The sequence below is a fragment of the Pseudomonas sp. MF7453 genome (assembly GCF_016405455.1).
Taxonomy (GTDB): domain Bacteria; phylum Pseudomonadota; class Gammaproteobacteria; order Pseudomonadales; family Pseudomonadaceae; genus Aquipseudomonas; species Aquipseudomonas paralactis.
On record NZ_JAEKCN010000032.1, the window covers coordinates 14,137 to 31,838 of the forward strand.

Annotated in this window: 19 protein-coding genes; 10 read left to right on the top strand and 9 right to left on the bottom strand. The window is 56.0% G+C overall.

The features are described from left to right. Positions 1–151: 151 nt before the first annotated feature. From JFT63_RS28430 to JFT63_RS28440, 3 genes are all read right to left on the bottom strand, one after another. Positions 152–508 carry a cupin domain-containing protein gene (locus JFT63_RS28430; protein WP_003465043.1) on the bottom strand — a complete coding sequence of 119 codons (357 nt, stop codon included), beginning with the start codon at positions 506–508 and terminating at the stop codon, positions 152–154. A 236-nt stretch (positions 509–744) separates the two neighbouring features. Continuing rightward, positions 745–1,131: a HepT-like ribonuclease domain-containing protein gene (locus JFT63_RS28435; protein WP_003100872.1), complete on the bottom strand. Its 387-nt coding sequence runs from the start codon at positions 1,129–1,131 to the stop codon at positions 745–747. Further along, positions 1,128–1,394, bottom strand: coding sequence for a nucleotidyltransferase family protein (locus JFT63_RS28440; RefSeq protein ID WP_016487057.1), 267 nt, complete (start codon positions 1,392–1,394; stop codon positions 1,128–1,130). The genes JFT63_RS28435 and JFT63_RS28440 overlap by 4 nt, the downstream gene beginning before the upstream one ends. 182 nt (positions 1,395–1,576) lie before the next feature. Between JFT63_RS28440 and JFT63_RS28445 the strand changes: the two genes are divergently transcribed. Further along, positions 1,577–4,546, top strand: a complete 2,970-nt coding sequence (locus JFT63_RS28445) for a Tn3 family transposase (RefSeq protein ID WP_198845247.1) — start codon at positions 1,577–1,579, stop codon at positions 4,544–4,546. A gap of 6 nt (positions 4,547–4,552) precedes the next feature. Here JFT63_RS28445 and JFT63_RS28450 read toward each other — a convergent pair whose 3' ends face one another. From JFT63_RS28450 to JFT63_RS28470, 5 genes are all read right to left on the bottom strand, one after another. Next, positions 4,553–5,767, bottom strand: a complete 1,215-nt coding sequence (locus JFT63_RS28450; protein WP_233102437.1) for a replication initiation protein — start codon at positions 5,765–5,767, stop codon at positions 4,553–4,555. A gap of 261 nt (positions 5,768–6,028) precedes the next feature. Beyond that, positions 6,029–6,244: a CopG family transcriptional regulator gene (locus JFT63_RS30195; protein ID WP_369682202.1), complete on the bottom strand. Its 216-nt coding sequence runs from the start codon at positions 6,242–6,244 to the stop codon at positions 6,029–6,031. 301 nt (positions 6,245–6,545) lie between these two features. After that, positions 6,546–6,905 carry a hypothetical protein gene (locus JFT63_RS28460; protein ID WP_068588556.1) on the bottom strand — a complete coding sequence of 120 codons (360 nt, stop codon included), beginning with the start codon at positions 6,903–6,905 and terminating at the stop codon, positions 6,546–6,548. Further along, positions 6,896–7,546 (bottom strand): AAA family ATPase, encoded by a 651-nt coding sequence (locus JFT63_RS28465; protein WP_046036898.1) that lies wholly within the window; start codon positions 7,544–7,546, stop codon positions 6,896–6,898. The genes JFT63_RS28460 and JFT63_RS28465 overlap by 10 nt, the downstream gene beginning before the upstream one ends. A gap of 154 nt (positions 7,547–7,700) precedes the next feature. After that, positions 7,701–7,940 carry a hypothetical protein gene (locus tag JFT63_RS28470; RefSeq protein WP_068588532.1) on the bottom strand — a complete coding sequence of 80 codons (240 nt, stop codon included), beginning with the start codon at positions 7,938–7,940 and terminating at the stop codon, positions 7,701–7,703. Positions 7,941–8,248: 308 nt separating this feature from the next. On the opposite strand from JFT63_RS28470, the gene JFT63_RS28475 reads away from it, so the two are divergent. Then, positions 8,249–8,920 (top strand): RES family NAD+ phosphorylase, encoded by a 672-nt coding sequence (locus JFT63_RS28475; protein WP_046036664.1) that lies wholly within the window; start codon positions 8,249–8,251, stop codon positions 8,918–8,920. Between the two features lie 32 nt (positions 8,921–8,952). On the opposite strand, the gene JFT63_RS28480 is transcribed toward JFT63_RS28475, so the two are convergent. Then, positions 8,953–9,582, bottom strand: coding sequence for a hypothetical protein (locus tag JFT63_RS28480; protein WP_046036665.1), 630 nt, complete (start codon positions 9,580–9,582; stop codon positions 8,953–8,955). Between the two features lie 268 nt (positions 9,583–9,850). On the opposite strand from JFT63_RS28480, the gene JFT63_RS28485 reads away from it, so the two are divergent. The 8 genes from JFT63_RS28485 (at position 9,851) to JFT63_RS28515 (ending at position 17,396) form a co-directional block, all read left to right on the top strand. After that, a complete protein-coding gene (locus JFT63_RS28485) occupies positions 9,851–10,813 on the top strand; it encodes a tyrosine-type recombinase/integrase (RefSeq protein WP_068588529.1) in 963 nt (320 codons plus the stop codon). A 128-nt stretch (positions 10,814–10,941) separates the two neighbouring features. Next, a complete protein-coding gene (locus JFT63_RS30200) occupies positions 10,942–11,112 on the top strand; it encodes a GFA family protein (RefSeq protein ID WP_442963724.1) in 171 nt (56 codons plus the stop codon). 729 nt (positions 11,113–11,841) lie between these two features. Further along, positions 11,842–13,329 (top strand): SulP family inorganic anion transporter, encoded by a 1,488-nt coding sequence (locus JFT63_RS28490; protein WP_068588525.1) that lies wholly within the window; start codon positions 11,842–11,844, stop codon positions 13,327–13,329. An 11-nt stretch (positions 13,330–13,340) separates the two neighbouring features. Beyond that, positions 13,341–14,192, top strand: coding sequence for a universal stress protein (locus JFT63_RS28495; RefSeq protein ID WP_068588523.1), 852 nt, complete (start codon positions 13,341–13,343; stop codon positions 14,190–14,192). 89 nt (positions 14,193–14,281) lie between these two features. Then, positions 14,282–14,803, top strand: a complete 522-nt coding sequence (locus JFT63_RS28500) for an NUDIX hydrolase (RefSeq protein WP_068588522.1) — start codon at positions 14,282–14,284, stop codon at positions 14,801–14,803. Between the two features lie 145 nt (positions 14,804–14,948). Continuing rightward, positions 14,949–15,344: a hypothetical protein gene (locus tag JFT63_RS28505; RefSeq protein WP_068588518.1), complete on the top strand. Its 396-nt coding sequence runs from the start codon at positions 14,949–14,951 to the stop codon at positions 15,342–15,344. A 2-nt stretch (positions 15,345–15,346) separates the two neighbouring features. Next, a complete protein-coding gene (locus tag JFT63_RS28510; RefSeq protein ID WP_068588516.1) occupies positions 15,347–16,333 on the top strand; it encodes a tyrosine-type recombinase/integrase in 987 nt (328 codons plus the stop codon). A 367-nt stretch (positions 16,334–16,700) separates the two neighbouring features. Next, complete coding sequence (locus tag JFT63_RS28515) at positions 16,701–17,396, top strand: hypothetical protein (protein ID WP_198845249.1); 696 nt, start codon at positions 16,701–16,703, stop codon at positions 17,394–17,396. The last annotated feature ends 306 nt before the right edge of the window (positions 17,397–17,702 follow it).

The window sequence follows — 17,702 nt, forward strand, 5'->3', positions numbered from 1 at the left end:
CAGTCTCATGCCGACCCCATTCGATTGATCGCGTCGCTTGCGGCACGCTGCGACGCAAGGAGGTTTGCGACCTGGTTTAGCAGCCGTGTCCGCTGCATGTCTGTTACCTATCTCCCCGACCGCTCATTGGACCAACTCCAGAGATTGGGCTCTATCGCTCAGCCAATACGAAACCGGCATTGGCTGATGCCACAACCGAGACGAACACAAATGGCTCGGTACCTGTATTTCGCGCCCCGTGCACTTGGCCCGGTCTTGCCACGGCTATCTCACCTTCCCTGAGGGCACGAACAATCCCATTGCCCTGAAAGTAATCAGCCATTCCCGACAAAACAGTCCACGTGTCTTGGCCGTGAGGATGAATGTGAGCCGCAATTTCCTGCCCGGGATGGACATGCCAAACCACGATAATTGAGTCTCGGGTTTCAAGCACAACGGAACGAATAGGCTCGCCTTCGGACGGCTGAACATACTCGGCTACAGAAAATATTCTCGATTCAACAGTCATCGGAGATCCCTCTTTCACAGTGCCCCCAGACAGGCTGGATATGAGTTCTAACTCGAATTTGAACGGGAGGCTGGTCGTGCGGTCGTGCAGTTGCCGATGAGCGTGTCGGCTGCTGCCTCCTTGCCCACCAGCGAACTCACGTCCGTTGCGGCCATCCAGAAGGTCTTGCCCGAGCGCGGCTCATAGGTCGCGGGATCGAACACGCCAGAGGGGCCGAACATCGGCGGCTTGATTGGTCATGGCTCCATGCCTTTGTCGTTACGGTCTTCATCGTCGGCATCCTGACGCACGGCGGGCAATTGCTGGAGCAACGCCGGCAGCCATTCCTGTACCGTCTCCCACACCACATCGAGGTTGATGTCGAAATAGCCGTGAGCCATGCGATTACGCATATTGCGCATGCTGCGCCACGGCACGTCGGCATGCGCCTGGGTGAACTCGACGTAGCCATCCATCACCTTTGTGGCCGCCTCGCCGATGACGATCAGGCTCATGATGACGGCCTGCTGGGTGCGCTTGTCGGCCAAGAAGTCGTCCTTGGCCATCCCTTCCACGAAGCTGCGCGCATCGGTTGCGGCCTGCTGAATGTGGTCGAGGTAATCGGGCAGGCGGTTCTCGCTCATATCGGTTGCGCCTCCGCGAGCACCTTGGCCCGGAACTTCGGCGGCAGGTCGCCGGGAGTCAGCAGATCGACGTCAACGCCGAGCAGCGATTTCAGTTCTTCTTCCAAATCGCCCAAGTCCAACAACGTGGCACCGGGCAGCGCATCGACCAACAGGTCGAGGTCGCTGCCATCCCGGTCGGTGCCATGCAGCACCGAGCCGAAGACGCGCGGGTTCGCGGCGCGAAAGCGGCCTACCGCTTCACGCACTGCGCTTCGCTTCATGTCAAGCACAACAGACGGTCGCATGGGCATCCTTTCTTATCGAAACTCGTTGAGATGATATGCAATCAAGAATAGAATTTCAAGAACTATTTTCGAGAATCGCAATGCCTTGATTCCCGTGCCGCGCCGGTTGCCTTGGCGGGCTTGTCACAAACCTACGTTTTCAAGAAGAAGGAAACCGCATGCCCCGCCGTTCGATCCTCTCCGCCGCCGAGCGCGAAAGCCTGCTGGCGTTGCCGGACACCAAGGATGAGTTGATCCGTCACTACACGTTCAGCGAAAGCGACCTCTCCATCATCCGGCAGCGGCGCGGCCCGGCCAATCGGCTGGGCTTCGCGGTGCAGCTCTGCTACCTGCGCTTTCCCGGCGTCATCCTTGGCGCTGATGAGCCACCGTTCCCGCCATTGCTGAGACTGGTCGCCAACCAGCTCAAGGTCGGCATCGAAAGCTGGGACGAGTACGGGCAGCGTGAGCAGACCCGACGCGAGCACCTGGTCGAGCTGCAAACGGTGTTCGGCTTCCAGCCGTTCACGATTGGCCACTACCGGCAGGCTGTCCAGTTGCTGACCGAGCTGGCCATGCAAACCGACAAGGGCATCGTGCTGGCCAGAGCCTTGATCGAGCACCTGCGGCGGCAGTCGGTCATTGTGCCCGCCCTCAACGCCGTCGAGCGGGCGAGCGCCGAAGCGATTACCCGCGCCAACCGGCGTCTCTACGACGCCTTGGCTGAGCCGCTGACGGACGTGCATCGCCGTCGCCTCGACGATCTGCTCAAGCGCCGCGACAACGGCAAGACGACGTGGCTGGCCTGGCTGCGGCAATCCCCGGTCAAACCGAACTCGCGGCACATGCTGGAACACATCGAACGCCTCAAGGCGTGGCAGGCGCTCGACCTGCCCTCCGGCATCGAGCGGCTGGTTCACCAGAACCGGCTGCTCAAGATCGCCCGCGAGGGCGGCCAGATGACGCCCGCCGACCTGGCGAAGTTCGAGCCGCAGCGGCGTTACGCGACCCTGGTGGCGCTCGCCATCGAGGGCATGGCCACCGTCACCGACGAAATCATCGACCTGCATGACCGCATCCTGGGCAAGCTGTTCAATGCCGCCAAGAACAAGCATCAGCAGCAGTTCCAGGCATCCGGCAAGGCGATCAATGCCAAGGTGCGGCTGTTCGGGCGCATCGGCCAGGCGCTGATCGAGGCCAAGCAAGCGGGCCGCGATCCGTTCGCCGCCATCGAGGCCGTCATGTCCTGGGATGCTTTCGCCGAGAGCGTCACCGAAGCGCAGCGGCTCGCGCAACCCGAGGACTTCGATTTCCTGCACCGCATCGGCGAGAGCTACGCCACGCTGCGCCGCTACGCGCCGGAATTTCTCGACGTGCTCAAGTTGCGGGCCGCGCCCGCCGCCAAGGACGTACTCGACGCCATCGAGGTGCTGCGCAGCATGAACAGCGACAACGCCCGCAAGGTGCCCACCGACGCGCCGACCGAGTTCATCAAGCCGCGCTGGCAGAAGCTGGTGATGACCGACACCGGCATCGACCGGCGCTACTACGAACTGTGCGCGCTGTCGGAGCTGAAGAACGCGCTGCGCTCCGGCGACATCTGGGTGCAAGGCTCGCGCCAGTTCAAGGACTTCGAGGACTACCTGGTGCCGCCCGCGAAATTCGCCAGCCTCAAGCAGGCCAGCGAATTGCCGCTGGCCGTGGCCACCGATTGCGACCAGTACCTGCATGACCGGCTGACGCTGCTGGAAACGCAGCTCGCCACCGTCAACCGCATGGCGCTGGCCAACGAGCTGCCGGACGCCATCATCACGGAGTCGGGCCTGAAGATCACGCCGCTCGATGCGGCGGTGCCCGATACCGCACAGGCCCTGATCGACCAGACGGCGATGATCCTACCGCACGTCAAGATCACCGAATTGCTGCTGGAGGTAGACGAATGGACGGGCTTCACCCGGCACTTCGCCCACCTGAAGTCAGGCGACCTGGCCAAGGACAAAAACCTGTTGCTGACCACGATCCTCGCCGACGCGATCAACCTGGGCCTGACCAAGATGGCGGAATCGTGCCCCGGCACGACCTACGCCAAGCTGGCCTGGCTGCAAGCCTGGCACATCCGCGACGAAACCTACGGGGCGGCACTGGCCGAGCTGGTCAACGCGCAGTTCCGACATCCCTTCGCCGAGCATTGGGGCGACGGCACCACGTCATCGTCGGACGGCCAGAACTTCCGAACCGGCAGCAAGGCAGAGAGCACCGGGCATATCAATCCGAAGTATGGAAGTAGCCCTGGGCGGACGTTCTATACCCATATCTCCGACCAATACGCGCCCTTCAGCGCCAAGGTGGTCAACGTCGGCTTGCGCGACTCGACTTATGTGCTCGATGGCCTGCTGTACCACGAGTCTGACTTGCGTATCGAGGAACACTACACCGACACGGCGGGCTTCACCGATCATGTGTTCGGCCTGATGCACTTTCTGGGATTCCGGTTCGCGCCGCGCATCCGCGACCTGGGCGACACCAAGCTGTTCATTCCCAAGGGCGATACTGCCTACGATGCACTCAAGCCGATGATTAGCAGCGACAGGCTGAACATCAAGGCTATTCGCGCTCATTGGGATGAAATCCTACGGCTGGCCACTTCGATCAAGCAGGGCACGGTGACGGCCTCGCTGATGCTGCGCAAGCTCGGCAGCTATCCGCGCCAAAACGGCTTGGCCGTCGCCCTGCGCGAGCTGGGGCGCATCGAGCGCACGCTGTTCATTCTGGATTGGCTGCAAAGCGTGGAGCTGCGCCGCCGCGTCCATGCGGGGCTGAATAAGGGCGAGGCGCGCAACGCGCTGGCCAGGGCGGTCTTCTTCTACCGATTGGGTGAAATCCGCGACCGCAGTTTTGAGCAGCAGCGCTACCGGGCCAGCGGCCTCAATCTGGTGACGGCGGCCATCGTGTTGTGGAACACGGTCTATCTGGAGCGTGCCACCAGTGCTTTGCGTGCCCACGGCATGGCGCTGGACGACACGTTGCTGCAATATCTGTCCCCGCTGGGGTGGGAGCATATCAACCTGACCGGCGATTACCTATGGCGCAGCAGTGCCAAGGTCGGTGCGGGGAAGTTCAGGCCATTGCGACCGCTGCCACCGGCTTAGCGTGCTTTATTTTCCGTTTTCTGAGACGACCCCATGTACACCATTTTTAACATCAGGAACCAAACGTGCCTGAGACGTGGCATGATTGACTTCGAGTCCTTGATCGCCGGCGACGGAGTTGGAGTTGGGTCGCATTTCAGTGACTTTTGTCGTGCTCAGGACGGCGATAGTCTGCGGCCGTGATACCTCATTCAAGACGTGACCATAGGTGGCCACCGTCTGCCTAGAGACGCCCGCAAGGCTGGCTATCGAGGCTTGAGTTAGCTTCTCTCCGCGCTCCTGGAGGCCTCTACATGCCGCACGGATTTTGGATTCGGTAGCCTTGTGTCGTAGACCATGGGTGCGCTTCGCAGCCAGGCTCTGCCTCTCGGCCAACGGCAACGACTTGTCCAGCGCCATAGCTCCTCGGCAACATTTAGAGCTGCCCTGGTAGCGCGTCCACGTCCAGCGCGCCACAGATCTGACCGTCGCCCTTACGGATGACAACATCAAGTCTTGCGTGAACCCTGCACGGGCAAACTTGTTGTGGTTGTGCGCGAATGCCTCCAGTCGCCGGGTGAACGTGGCGAGCGTGCCGCGTTCGCGCTCTTGGTTCGCAATGCTGTACGCGAAGTAACGCAGTTGTTCGAACAAAATGCAGTGCCGCGAGTGTGGGAGGTCGTCCAGCTGCGGGCCCGTCTTCCAGGGCGAGACTTCCAGCTCCACATAGTCAGCCAGCTCGCCCAGATCGTAGACGTTGCTATGCAGTTCTGAGGTCGACCACCACGGATGGCCTGGAGTCTTGGCGACAGGGCCGCTGTGGTAATCAGGATCCGCGTTCAAACGCAGCGCGAAGGCGGTGTAAACCGCCTTCATATACTGGATCGGCTTGTCGCGCGCGTTCTCGGTCGTACAGACCGGAGGGATTGCGTAGTAGAGGTGAGAGTGGCCGTTGTTTCTGTTTCGCACGATCAGATTGGGCGGTGGAAGGCCCGCGTCGTCCCAGGCAAGGGAGTTGGCATGATCGAGGTCGAAGATCAGCCACGACACCATCCCACTGCGGTTGATCTGCATGTAGGGATAGCGGATTGCGTAATCGCGCGGACGTACCAGCGTAGCGGTCTTGTTGTCGCTGCAACGTGCGAGATACGGCGCCTCGATGACGACGCGGTTAAGTGCCGTACCGTCTTGGGAGAAACGCGCCGAAGGCGTGTATGCCCCTGCAGTGGGTACGTCTAGCATTCGTTCGTCCAGCTGGGCGAACGTACATTGCTTTTTTGAGGTGGAATCCATTTTCCCCGCCGTTCGGCGGCAAACCTCTTAGGCCTAGCATTTTGCAACTTGCAAGAAGCCGCGGTGCTAGCCATAATCAGCTCACCTTGTCTGTGAACAGGTTTCAGCCCCGTCGAAAGAGCAACCTGTTCTCGTTTGTCCAAAAAGCCCGGTTACCAGCCGGGCTTTCTGGTTTCTGTAATATGGTTTACGTCACCAGCGTCCTCACGTTCATTTCCTTAGCCCAGCCGGGCGGTCTAACTCCAGCCTAAATTGCGGGTGCTCTTCACCTGCATCCAGCTCGTTTAGATACCTATAGATCGCCTCACGAAGCATCGCAGACGTGGTAGTCCCACGAGCCCTCATAGCAGCGTCGAAACGTCGCTTTATCGACTCGTCCACTTTCGTGGCCATGATGGAAGATGGCGCGCTTGTGGTCATGGGCATCCAGGTTAAACGGTTAAACTCAGTGCAAGGCTATTGGTTTAACCGTTATACGTCAAGATCCTTACTCACCCTGGCTAAAAGGCTCAAATTCGCCAGAACATTAGCACCCAAAATTTTGCCGAGCAATAAAAAAAGGCCGCGTTTTCTCGGCCTTTATGAATCGTGGAGTAATCCTGACTAACGCTGCAGGCCTCTAAAATCAAGGGCTCTGTGAAGCTCTTCACAAACGGTAAGCAACGTCAGTAAGTTACGCAATCACATTAACTTATGTTTGTTACATAAGTTATTTAACTTAAATACGTTACTCGTCTTGCGTAATTTCGTCGATAGGCTCTGCCCTACTCGCACGCTCAAGCAGCTCAAGCAACTCAGCCCTATCAAGGTTCTGCAATGCCGCAATCCCTGCACGAATCACATCTGAACGTGTGGCTCTGAAATTCCTGGGGGTGAGCGAAATCTTGTCGATTTGGCGGTTCACATCTTTAGAGAGAGAAAAGGTCGTTCGTACGAACGTTGAAGAAGTCTTCTTACGGCGACGCTTTGGTTCGGGGTTAGTGCCCACTGGCGCATCAGCTATGAATGCCTGCGCCGCAGCTTCGACGTTCATTTCAGGCGTGTTCTCAGTCACCCTGGACGGTCGAGAAAGATTTTTTAGGCCCATTTTGTGCTCCCCCATAGCTCAGACGCTAGGGATTCAATTTCTTCTTTAGCCCGAGGATCAGACCCACTTTCCAATACGGAACACCCATCTTCATCAGCGTCGTCATAAACGTTTCGCGCAGTGGTGATCGCATTCAAAGGAATGATTTCGAAGGACAGGCAAGCTTCTTTTGCGTCCAGAATTCTTTGGACTTGGCTTGGCAACGCTGGGCATTGCGTAATAACGGCCCGTATGGTCAGGTCAGGATTAACCGCGATGGCCAGCCGTGCCAAGTTTTCAACCTTAGGAAGTGTCTTCAGGTCTCTCCGCTTAGGTCGAAATGGGATGAGCATATGAGTCGCTACGGTCATTGCCGATCGCAGTGCTTCTGAGTCAGCTCCACCTGCATCCACTACAATTTGTCTGTATCTACCGCGCAGGTCGAGCAGGGTTTGACGAATGTTTCCATGAGCTTGCACAACCGGTATCGGCGGTAGGTCTCCCTGGTCATTCCGCTCAGCAGCCCAATCAGCCGTAGTACCTTGAGGGTCTGCATCGAGCAGCAAGACATCACCACCCCGGGCTTTAATCCAGACTGCTAAGTTTTGAGCCAAGCAGGATTTCCCACTGCCCCCTTTTTCCCCGCCCAATAGCAAAATCATGCTGCTCCGCACCTCGAATAGGTAATTTAGAGTAACTTACATAAGTTACATCTATTACGCAACTTATATTCTTTACATAATCGCGCGGAAATCTGCTGATGTGAAAACAGGTGCACCGGGGTGCCTGCGGCTCCCAGAGCAGAAATGGGGTTCGCTAGGCATCCTGAGTGCCTTTGCCGAAGGGGTCGGTGAGCGGTCGATGAACATCGAGCTCTGAACGACTCTGCAGGGCCTCAGAGAGAATCTCCATCTGCACCATCAGGGTTTTGCCCGGCAGCTCCCTAACCGGGGGCTGCGAAGTAATCCCAGTCACGGGTACCAGCATCATGATGTAACCAGCCAATACCGCCACGGCCAGGTCTATGGCCGCCTGAATTAGACATTTTTTGTTCATTGGTTGCCCTACCTCCTATTCGAGGGCAACCGTATTTATAACGTCACGACCCTGGTCCCTACACAAGGGGTTTGCATGATTTTCCCACGGGAAAAGGGCACCCAGCACATACGCGCTGAGCCACGCGTAGCTGAGTGGCCCACGGTATCGCCGGTTGGGATTTGCCAAGTTCAGGTTTGCTAAAGCTAGGTTATATTAGCGGCGGGCAATCAGCCCATCACCGCCAAGCCACGCCAGTGGCAAGGCAAAACCCACAAGCTTTGGATTATATGCCATGAGCCTGCAAATGATTGATCGGAGAGTTTTTTATGAGCACAGCGGTAAAGCAGCACGAAAACGATGTAGTTAAACAAGTTGTAGATACGCTGAAAAAGTATCCAGAACTGGTACGGCAGATTCCTGAAGGTACGGTGTTGCACCGTATCCAAGGCTCTAAGCATGACGCCAATCCCATCAACTATAAGCCTGATTCAGATACGCGCTATGCAGATCCTGAACAGCAGGTTGGGGTGTACTACGTGGGTTTCAGCCAGGAAGTCGCGGTTGCTGAGTCTTTTCAGCCCGGCCAAGGGGTTGATGACCAACCTGTACGCTACTCGAAGCTGGCGCAGAGTTCTCTGCATCAGCTGAAAGCGGCCCGTATCCTGAATGTTGTGGACGTAGCCGGTCTCACAAACCGAGCTACACACCACAAGATTCGGGATATCGTTCAAGCAAAAGGGCAAGGTAAAGAAGGGTATGCGCTCACCCGGCAAATCAGCCAGGCGTGCATGCTGCAGGGTAAGGAAATTGATGGTCTCCTTTACCAATCTGCTGTCTACACGGTAACCGGCTCTATGGATGGATGTAATCTGGTTCTGTTCGCAGAACGCGATACCCAAGTTGAACCGATCGACTATAAGCCTGTGACAGAGGTCAAATTGTCGAACGGCGAAACGCCTGCAGAGTTTTTGGATAGTCTAGGGGTTGCCCTGGAGTGAAGTAAAACCGGGCCTCCCACCGGAGGCTCGGTTTACTGTCCTGGCTCAAACGCATTTATAAAGTCACGTTTGATAATTTCAACTGCGGCGTCGTTATCTAGAAGCTCATAACGCGGTACCACATTCTCGGGCTCGCCAGGACTTGAGTAATCCATTTTGCTGACCAGATGCTGAACCAAAAAATTCATGGCTTCTGTATCAACAGGATCAATATTTAGTTCACTTATCAGTTTTGCAATCACCGGTCTTGGCTTGTTATTTTTAAATTGGAACGAAGGGTAGTATTTACGGCGGTTGCTTGTGTTTGTATACGCCAACACGAAGCCAGCTTTAGCTCTTTGGCTCAGCGCCTGTTTAGTGATGCCAAGAATATTGTGGGCTTCTTGGGAAGAAAGCAATTCACAACGGCTATCAACTCGTTCGAACGCACGAGCCCGCATATTAGCTACTGCCGTTTGATTGCGTGCTTCGATACTTAGCTCCTTATCAGCGTCCACTTTGGATACTGTAGTAAAAGCTTTTTCATCAGGAAGAGTAACAGCCTTCAATACAATGGCTTCCGAAGCTAGCTCGAGTATTTTCTCAAAGCGTCTGCGCAGGTCGGCCTTGGCGGCTTCGATTTTGGCTGTGGACTGAGTTCTCTCGGGGGTTGCAACTGACATGGTTCCTCCTCACGGGCTAGCAATAACCCTGTGAGACCTAGGCTAGCGAAAGGTGACACGTATGTCAACTTGTCAACCTGTCCATTCGTCAAGAAAGCCGATTTCGTTTTCCGTATGAATGCTCAAAGAAAGCTAAAATATGGTGATAAAATAGGTTATCACCAATTTTAACCGCTAATCGGTTCTAGAATCAGCGGGCGCATTTGATGTTGAATTTGTGACTAGAGCCGAGACAGATGATCGCGAGGAATTCAATTATGAGACCGATATGCAGGAACTGACGAAAGCCCAGCCGAACGATCAGCGCAGGCTGACGGCGGTCGAATTTCAGGATTTGGCGCGGGTACCCGCTGCAGTCGAGTGGTTTGCCAACCTGGACAACCCTCGAACACGACGCGCCTACCAGAATGACCTGGAAGACTTCTGCGGTTTTGTCGGGTTGGCTTCGGCCGAGGAATTTCGCGTGGTGACCCGATCACATGTTCTGGCCTGGCGCGCCCAGCTCGAGCATCGCGGTCTGGCCGGAGCTACGATCCGGCGCAAGTTGGCGGCACTGGCCAGCCTGTTTGATCACCTCCTGGAGAGCAATGCAATCGCCGGCGGCAATCCCGTGCATGGGGTGAAACGACCGAAGATGGAAAGCAACGAAGGGAAGACGCCGGCATTGGGCGATCACCAGGCCAAAGCGCTGCTCGAAGCCCCGGATGAAACGACCCTTAAAGGGCTGCGCGACCGGGCGATATTGGCTGTGCTTCTTTATCACGGGCTGCGCCGCGAAGAAGCTGCGCTGCTGCAGGTGAGCGACATGCAGGATCGCCGCGGGATTCAGCATTTGAAAGTGCATGGCAAGGGCGGCAAAGTGCGCTACCTGCCGTTGCACCCCGTGGCGGCCGGACGCATTCACCAATACTTGGAAAGCTCAGGGCACCATTTGGCGGCCAGGAAGGTGCCGCTGTTCATCCCGCTACGAGGCAAGCTGACCGGTGCTGGCATCACGGCCAACGGCATCTACACCGTGGTAGCGGCCTACGCAAAGAAGGCAGGGATTGAGGTCGACGGCCTGGGCGTCCATGGACTCAGGGCAACCGCAGCCACCAATGCTCTGGAGCATGAAGCCGATATCGCCAAGGTCCAGGCATGGTTGGGTCATGCCAACATCAGCACGACCAAGATTTATGATCGGCGTGAAAACCGGCCTGAGGACTCACCGACGTACAAGGTGAAGTATTAATAGAGGGAATTCAGCCTGATCGACCTCTCACGCTCAAACCTCGATGAGGATATGGTGAGACCCACCCCATGAATGACGCCGGATCGTGCTCAACTGAAGTCCCGGCATAAATCGGTCACGGAGTTGACATGAAAACCCACGTCAAAAATGGACTGTTAGAAGGTTCCTGTCACTGTGGAAAAGTGCGCGTGTTCATCCCGCATCCACCAATTCATGCCATCAAATGTAATTGCTCTATTTGCCGGAGACTCGGGGCGCTTTGGGGGCGCTTTGGGCTCGCTATGAAGCTGGTGCAGTAAAGTTCGAGGGACACCCTCAAAACACCTCCTCTTACGTTTGGGGGCAAGAAACCCTGAGGACGATCCGATGTAGTAATTGTGGATGTGTCACCCACTGGGAAGCGATCCTGCCAGGGGCAGGCGCTGGTGTTGGTGTTGGTGTGAATATGAACAATTTCGACCAGCAATTGGTCGGGGCAACACCTGTGCGCCTTTTCGACGGTGCCGATAGCTGGGCATATCTTGACTAGCCCAGGCAAGGTGCATTGGCCGGACGCTTAACGTTTGGGTTCCTGATCTCTACCAGAGCATGCTTCGGCGTGACAGCTCTTTTACCGTCCTCCAATGCTTCAGCACCTACAAGTCAGGCAAAGAGCAATGCGAACAGCACACTATCGGGGCGCCTCATTGCCATTTAAATTCGTGCTCTTTGGATCGCGCTTGCGATGCATCATGTCGGATCGAGGCGCGATGAGCACCGGTTTGTCGTATACTCAACCTCCGCATTACCCCTTGAGCTACAGGAACACCAGCATGACTGTACTCCAAACGATTTACTGGCAGCCTACGCCGCCTTAGCGCTACGCCCCCTCGCAACACCTTGCATCCGCTAGCTTTGCTCGCGGGCGCGCACTGCTGTACGCCTGGTTTCCCACCTTAAGCACACAGCAAAATCCTCAGAACTTGAATTTGCATCCACCTGCCCGCCTTCCCTTTGGCGTGCGCGATGCTTTGCCCTGGATAATTTCTATGCTGCAAAAACTAAGACAAACATGGCTCTCCAACGTCCGTGGAGATGTGCTCGCGGGTATCGTCGTCGCCTTGGCGCTGATCCCTGAAGCCATCGCCTTTTCAATCATCGCAGGCCTTGATCCCAAGGTTGGCCTCTACGCTTCTTTTTGTATCTGTGCAGTCATCGCCTTTGTCGGCGGACGCCCTGGGATGATCTCGGCAGCCACTGGCGCGATGGCACTGCTCATGGTTACGCTGGTTAAGGATCATGGACTTCAATACCTGCTTGCAGCGACGTTGCTGTGTGGGGTGCTTCAGATCCTTGCTGGGTATCTCAAGCTAGGCTCACTAATGCGCTTTGTCTCGCGTTCCGTAGTGACCGGATTCGTGAACGCTCTGGCAATCCTGATCTTCATGGCGCAGCTGCCTGAACTCACCAATGTCACCTGGCACGTATATGCCATGACTGCAGCCGGCCTTGGGATCATCTACCTGTTCCCGTATGTACCGAAGATCGGCAAGCTGCTTCCATCTCCCCTGGTATGCATCCTTGCCCTGACCGTAATCGCCATTTATCTGGGACTGGACATCCGCACCGTGGGTGATATGGGACAGCTGCCTGACACTCTGCCCATCTTCCTGTGGCCCGACGTACCGCTGAATTTTGAAACCCTGCGCATCATCTTCCCGTACTCCGCCGCGCTCGCCGTCGTGGGTCTGCTCGAATCCATGATGACGGCGACAATCGTCGATGACCTGACCGATACCACGAGCAATAAAAACCGCGAGTGCAAGGGTCAGGGAATCGCGAATATCGCGTCTGGCTTGCTGGGTGGCATGGCAGGTTGCGCCATGATTGGTCAGTCGATCATAAACGTGAAGTCCGGCGGCCGTACCCGCCTCTCAACATTGTGTGCCGGTATCTTCCTACTGCTGATGGTGGTCTTCCTCGGCGAATGGCTAGCGAAGATACCCATGGCCGCACTGGTGGCAGTCATGATCATGGTGTCTATTGGCACCTTCAGTTGGGACTCACTGCGCAACCTGAAAGAGCATCCGCTGTCGACAAACCTAGTCATGATCGCCACCGTCGTGGTCGTCGTGGCCACGCACAATTTGGCGTATGGCGTGCTGGTGGGCGTGCTGCTGGCTTCCCTGTTCTTCGCAAACAAGGTTGGTCACTACCTCGACATCAAGAGCAGCCTGCAACAGGCGGAATTGCATCGAACCTACCGCGTCGTAGGCCAAGTGTTCTTCAGTTCTGCTGACAAGTTCACGGGTGTGTTTGACTTCAAGGAAGCAGTCAAGAAAGTCACCATCGACCTGACTCAAGCCCACTTCTGGGATATCACCGCGGTCGCTGCGCTGGACAAGGTCGTGATCAAGTTCCGTCGTGAAGGCGCTGACGTTGAAGTGTTGGGCCTCAACGAAGCCAGTGCGACCATCGTTGACCGCTTCGGGGTCCATGACAAACCCGGTGCCATCGACAAACTCATGAGCCACTAAGGAGATCGACAATGACCTACGTAATGGCCTGCATTGATAACTCACCCTCGACACTAGCAGTTTGTGACTACGCAGCATGGGCGTCGCTGCGACTCAGCGCTCCACTGACCCTGCTTCATGTGCTGGACGAAGATAGATATCCTGTTTCTGCTGATCTGAGCGGCAACATTGGTCTTGGTAGCCGAGAACATTTGTTGAAAGATCTGGCTGCACTGGATGCGCAGCGCGCAAAGCTGGCTCTTGAGCATGGGCAGCATATGCTTGAAACGGCTCGCGACCGCACGGTCCTTTCGGGTGCGGCTTTGCCTGATCTGAAACAGCGTCATGGTGATCTTGTCGATACTTTGACTGATCTCAACGAAGACATCCGCTTGTTAGTCATCGGAAGGGCCGGTGGGAGAAGCGCGCGGGATCCGCATGCGCTTGGAGGTCAAGTTGAGTCGGTTATCCGCGCGTTCCACCAGCCCATCTTGATTGCGAACAACGGCTTCAAGAAACCGGAAAAGATCATGCTCGCGTTCGACGGCAGTGCCACATCGCACAACACAGTAAAGGCCCTCGCCTCGAGCCCGATTTTTACGGGCCTTTCACTTCACGTAGTCATGGTCGGCAAAGACTCAGCAGACAATCAATCTAAATTGGCCAAGGCACGTAGCACGCTTGCCGCATCTGGATTGGAGGTTAATGCCGAGCTGATTGAAGGCGATGTCGAGACAGTTCTGCAGGCGTATCAAACCGAGCAAGACATCGATCTCCTTGTCATGGGCGCTTATGGGCACTCTCGCATCAGGAATCTTCTAGTAGGCAGCACCACCACCACGATGTTGCAGACTACAGCCCTACCGGTGCTGTTGCTCCGCTGAGCAGTTGTCGGTGGCCATCGCTCCCATCTTTGAGGGTTGCGGTGGCCAGTTTTGGTAAGGATTAACTGATCGACCTGTAGCGAGACCACATGCAACTCATCACTGAAATTGTTCACCCACAGCTCGTGTCCACCCAGGGCCGAGTATTTCGTCGTCATGCTGCGCGGGGCATCGTTTTGCGAGGTGACCAGATCCTGTTGCTGTTTACCGAACGCTACAACGACTTCAGTTTTCCCGGGGGCGGCCTAAATGCTGACGAGGAAATCGTCGCGGGTCTGAAGCGTGAGCTAGAAGAAGAAACGGGAGCTCGTGAAATACAGGTTCTACGGCACTACGGCTACATTGAGGAGTACAGGCCCCACCTGAAGCCTGGCTATGACCTGATGCACATGACCTCGCACTTTTATCTATGCGAGATAGGCCCTATCTTGGAGCCGGTAAGAATGGATAGTCACGAAATCGCTAATGGTATGCGCCCTGTCTGGATCAATCTGGCTGCCGCTATCAGCCACAACGAAGCCGTCATGCAACGACAAGAATCTTCGATGGGCCAATCTATTCAGCGCGAGACCTTCATGCTTAGGAAAATAGCCTCGGAAATGTCGCAGTGAGCTTGGGTTTCCACACCGTAGGAAGTCAGGGACCGCGACCCGCTTGGCACCTCTGACGCCGTCGATATCTACGACGCATCAATTATCGATCGCTACTTACCAGTGCAAGAAATACGTTATCACCACTTTTAGACAGGATGCTCTTATGGCCCCGAAACAACCTCGACGCACCCCACGCATCGCTACCGGGTTCGACCAAAGCTATCGCTGCAAAAATGAAGACTGCGAAAATCACGTCCTGGACGTGCTGGACGCCGAAACGCAATTGGATGAGCGCACTTGGACATGCGAAGAATGCGGTGAGCCGGTGCTGATCGAAATGACCGATGGCGGCGGACGGACGGTGTACGTGTACCGCTGTGAAGCTAAGGACGTGGTTAAGGGCAACATGCTCTACCTGGATCACGATATCAGCCACGCCTACCGCGTGCTGGAGTCGAAAAAAGGCGAAGGCAAAACCAATGGCAGTAAATGGCGATTGGCGTTAGAAAAATACACTGCCCTCTATTTTGCGCCTGATCAGTACGTCAACCGCATATAGCCATGAAAAACCTCATCGAACTGCCAGTCGATACGGCCAGTCGGCTTAAAGTCACCCATGAGCGCCGACTGACCGCCGCCGAATTCCAGCAACTCGCCAGCGTGCCGGCAGCGGTGGAATGGTTCGCCAATATCGATAACCCACGCACACGTCGCGCCTATCAAATTGACCTGGCCGACTTCTGCAGTTTCGTTGGCCTCAACGGCGCCGAGGAATTCCGTGTCGTCACCCGGGCGCACGTGCTGGCCTGGCGCGCCCAATTGGAAACCCGGGGCCTGGCCGGAGCCACCATCCGCCGCAAACTGGCGGCGTTGGCCAGCCTGTTCGATCATCTGCTGGAGCTCAACGCCGTCGCTGGCGGCAACCCGGTGCACGGTGTGAAGCGACCCAGGATCGAAACCAACGAAGGTAAGACTCCGGCTCTCGGTGATCACCAGGCCAAGGCGCTGCTCGATGCGCCGGATCCGAACACTCTAAAAGGCCAACGCGATCGGGCCATTCTCGCTGTGCTGCTGTATCACGGACTGCGTCGCGAGGAGGCCGCTCAGTTGATGATCAGCGATATTAAAGATCGCCGGGGCATTAAGCACCTGCAGATCCATGGCAAGGGGGGAAAGCTGCGGTATCTTCCATTGCACCCTATTGCCGCCGAGCGTATCTACGCATACCTGGAACGCTCGGGGCATTACCAGCAGAAGCCTAATGCACCGCTATTCGTGCCGCTGCGTGGTCGCCAGACCGGCGCAGGCATAACCGCCAACGGCATCTACGCAATGGTCGGAAGCTATGCCAAGGCGGCAGGAATCAATGTCGCTGGGTTGGGGGTGCATGGCCTGCGTGCCACGGCGGCGACCAATGCTCTGGAGCACGAAGCCGATATTGCTAAGGTTCAGGCCTGGCTTGGACATGCCAATATAAGCACGACCCGGATCTATGATCGCCGTCAGCTGCGACCGGAGGACTCACCAACCTTCAAAGTCCGCTACTGAGATCAAACCAGCATCAATCCAAGACAGATTTTCTGAAAATTTCAGGGAATGGTTAGCGAATCTCAGGCCCCTCTTCCCACACCCTACACCCTACAGCACGGTGAGCACATACAGCACGACAGAGCACTTGAGCACGTAGAGCACCGCAAAAATAAATAAATCTCTTATTTTTCATATATATATAAGCTTTTCGTGCGTGATATCACGCATCTCATGAGTACCTTCAATCATTTAGTCGTGCGTTTAACTAATCCCTATCGTATATTAAGGTACCTTTGAAAGCAGGGTATTGCGTCAAACTATGGTTTGCTCTTGTCTCGCGATACCTGCAAACTTGGCTCAACAGAAACGGATTAGGGGATAAGGCATGGCCAACGGCAAACAATCAGCGAAGCGCCGCTTGACGATGTCGGAACGCGCTCAACAATTGATGCTGGTGCACTTTCCAACCATTGCCGACGCTTGGAAATGGACACGCAAAACCAACGATGGGTTTTGCACTATCCCCCGTACCCTCCCAATTGCAATGCAGGTTGTCGACGCTCAATCAAAAGGACAGCCAGCCGGACATGTGCTTTTTTGCCTATGGGCCCGATCACCAGATCATCCGGTCATCACTATCGAAAACCCCAGCACTTTTGCGGCTGAAGCGGGCTTTATTGGTGAGCGCGCTGTGGACACATGGCGCCGACGGATGAGGAAACTTCGTGAGCTGCAGTTTATTGCTACCAAGCCAGGGGCTTCAGGTGAGTTTCATTACGTGATGCTCACAAACCCTAACGCTGCAGTTGAATGGATGCGTACTCACAATTTGATTCAGGATGGTCTCTACAGCCGTTTCATTGAGCGACTTCCCGAGATCGGGGCCTATGGAGATCTTGAGGCGATCCGCATTCATTGGGCTGCAGAACACGCTGCGGCTGAAGCAGCAAAACAGGCTTCAAGCAACTCAATACCTGCACCACCGCCACCGCCACCGCTACCACCACTGCAGGCAGTACCAGCAGTACCAGCAGTACCAGCAGCCAAACCTCAGAGGATCAAAAGGACGAAAGCAAAATGAATAGAAGAGTAAAGGGCATCGAGTGCCAATCCACCCACCTCGGTGCCCTCAAAAACAAAGCCCTGGACCAACTGAGGGTCGAGTCTTGACTGGTCAGGGCTGTGGTGGTGCAACGTTTAGCTGACAACCGATACGACCTAGAGGAGGCCGAAAATGCAATTACTGAGGAGAAGAGCCATGGGCATCGAGTGCCAATCCACCCACCTCGGTGCCCTCAAAAACAAAGCCCTGGACCAACTGAGGGTCGAGTCTTGACTGGTCAGGGCTGTGGTGGTGCAACGTTTAGCTGACAACCGATACGACCTA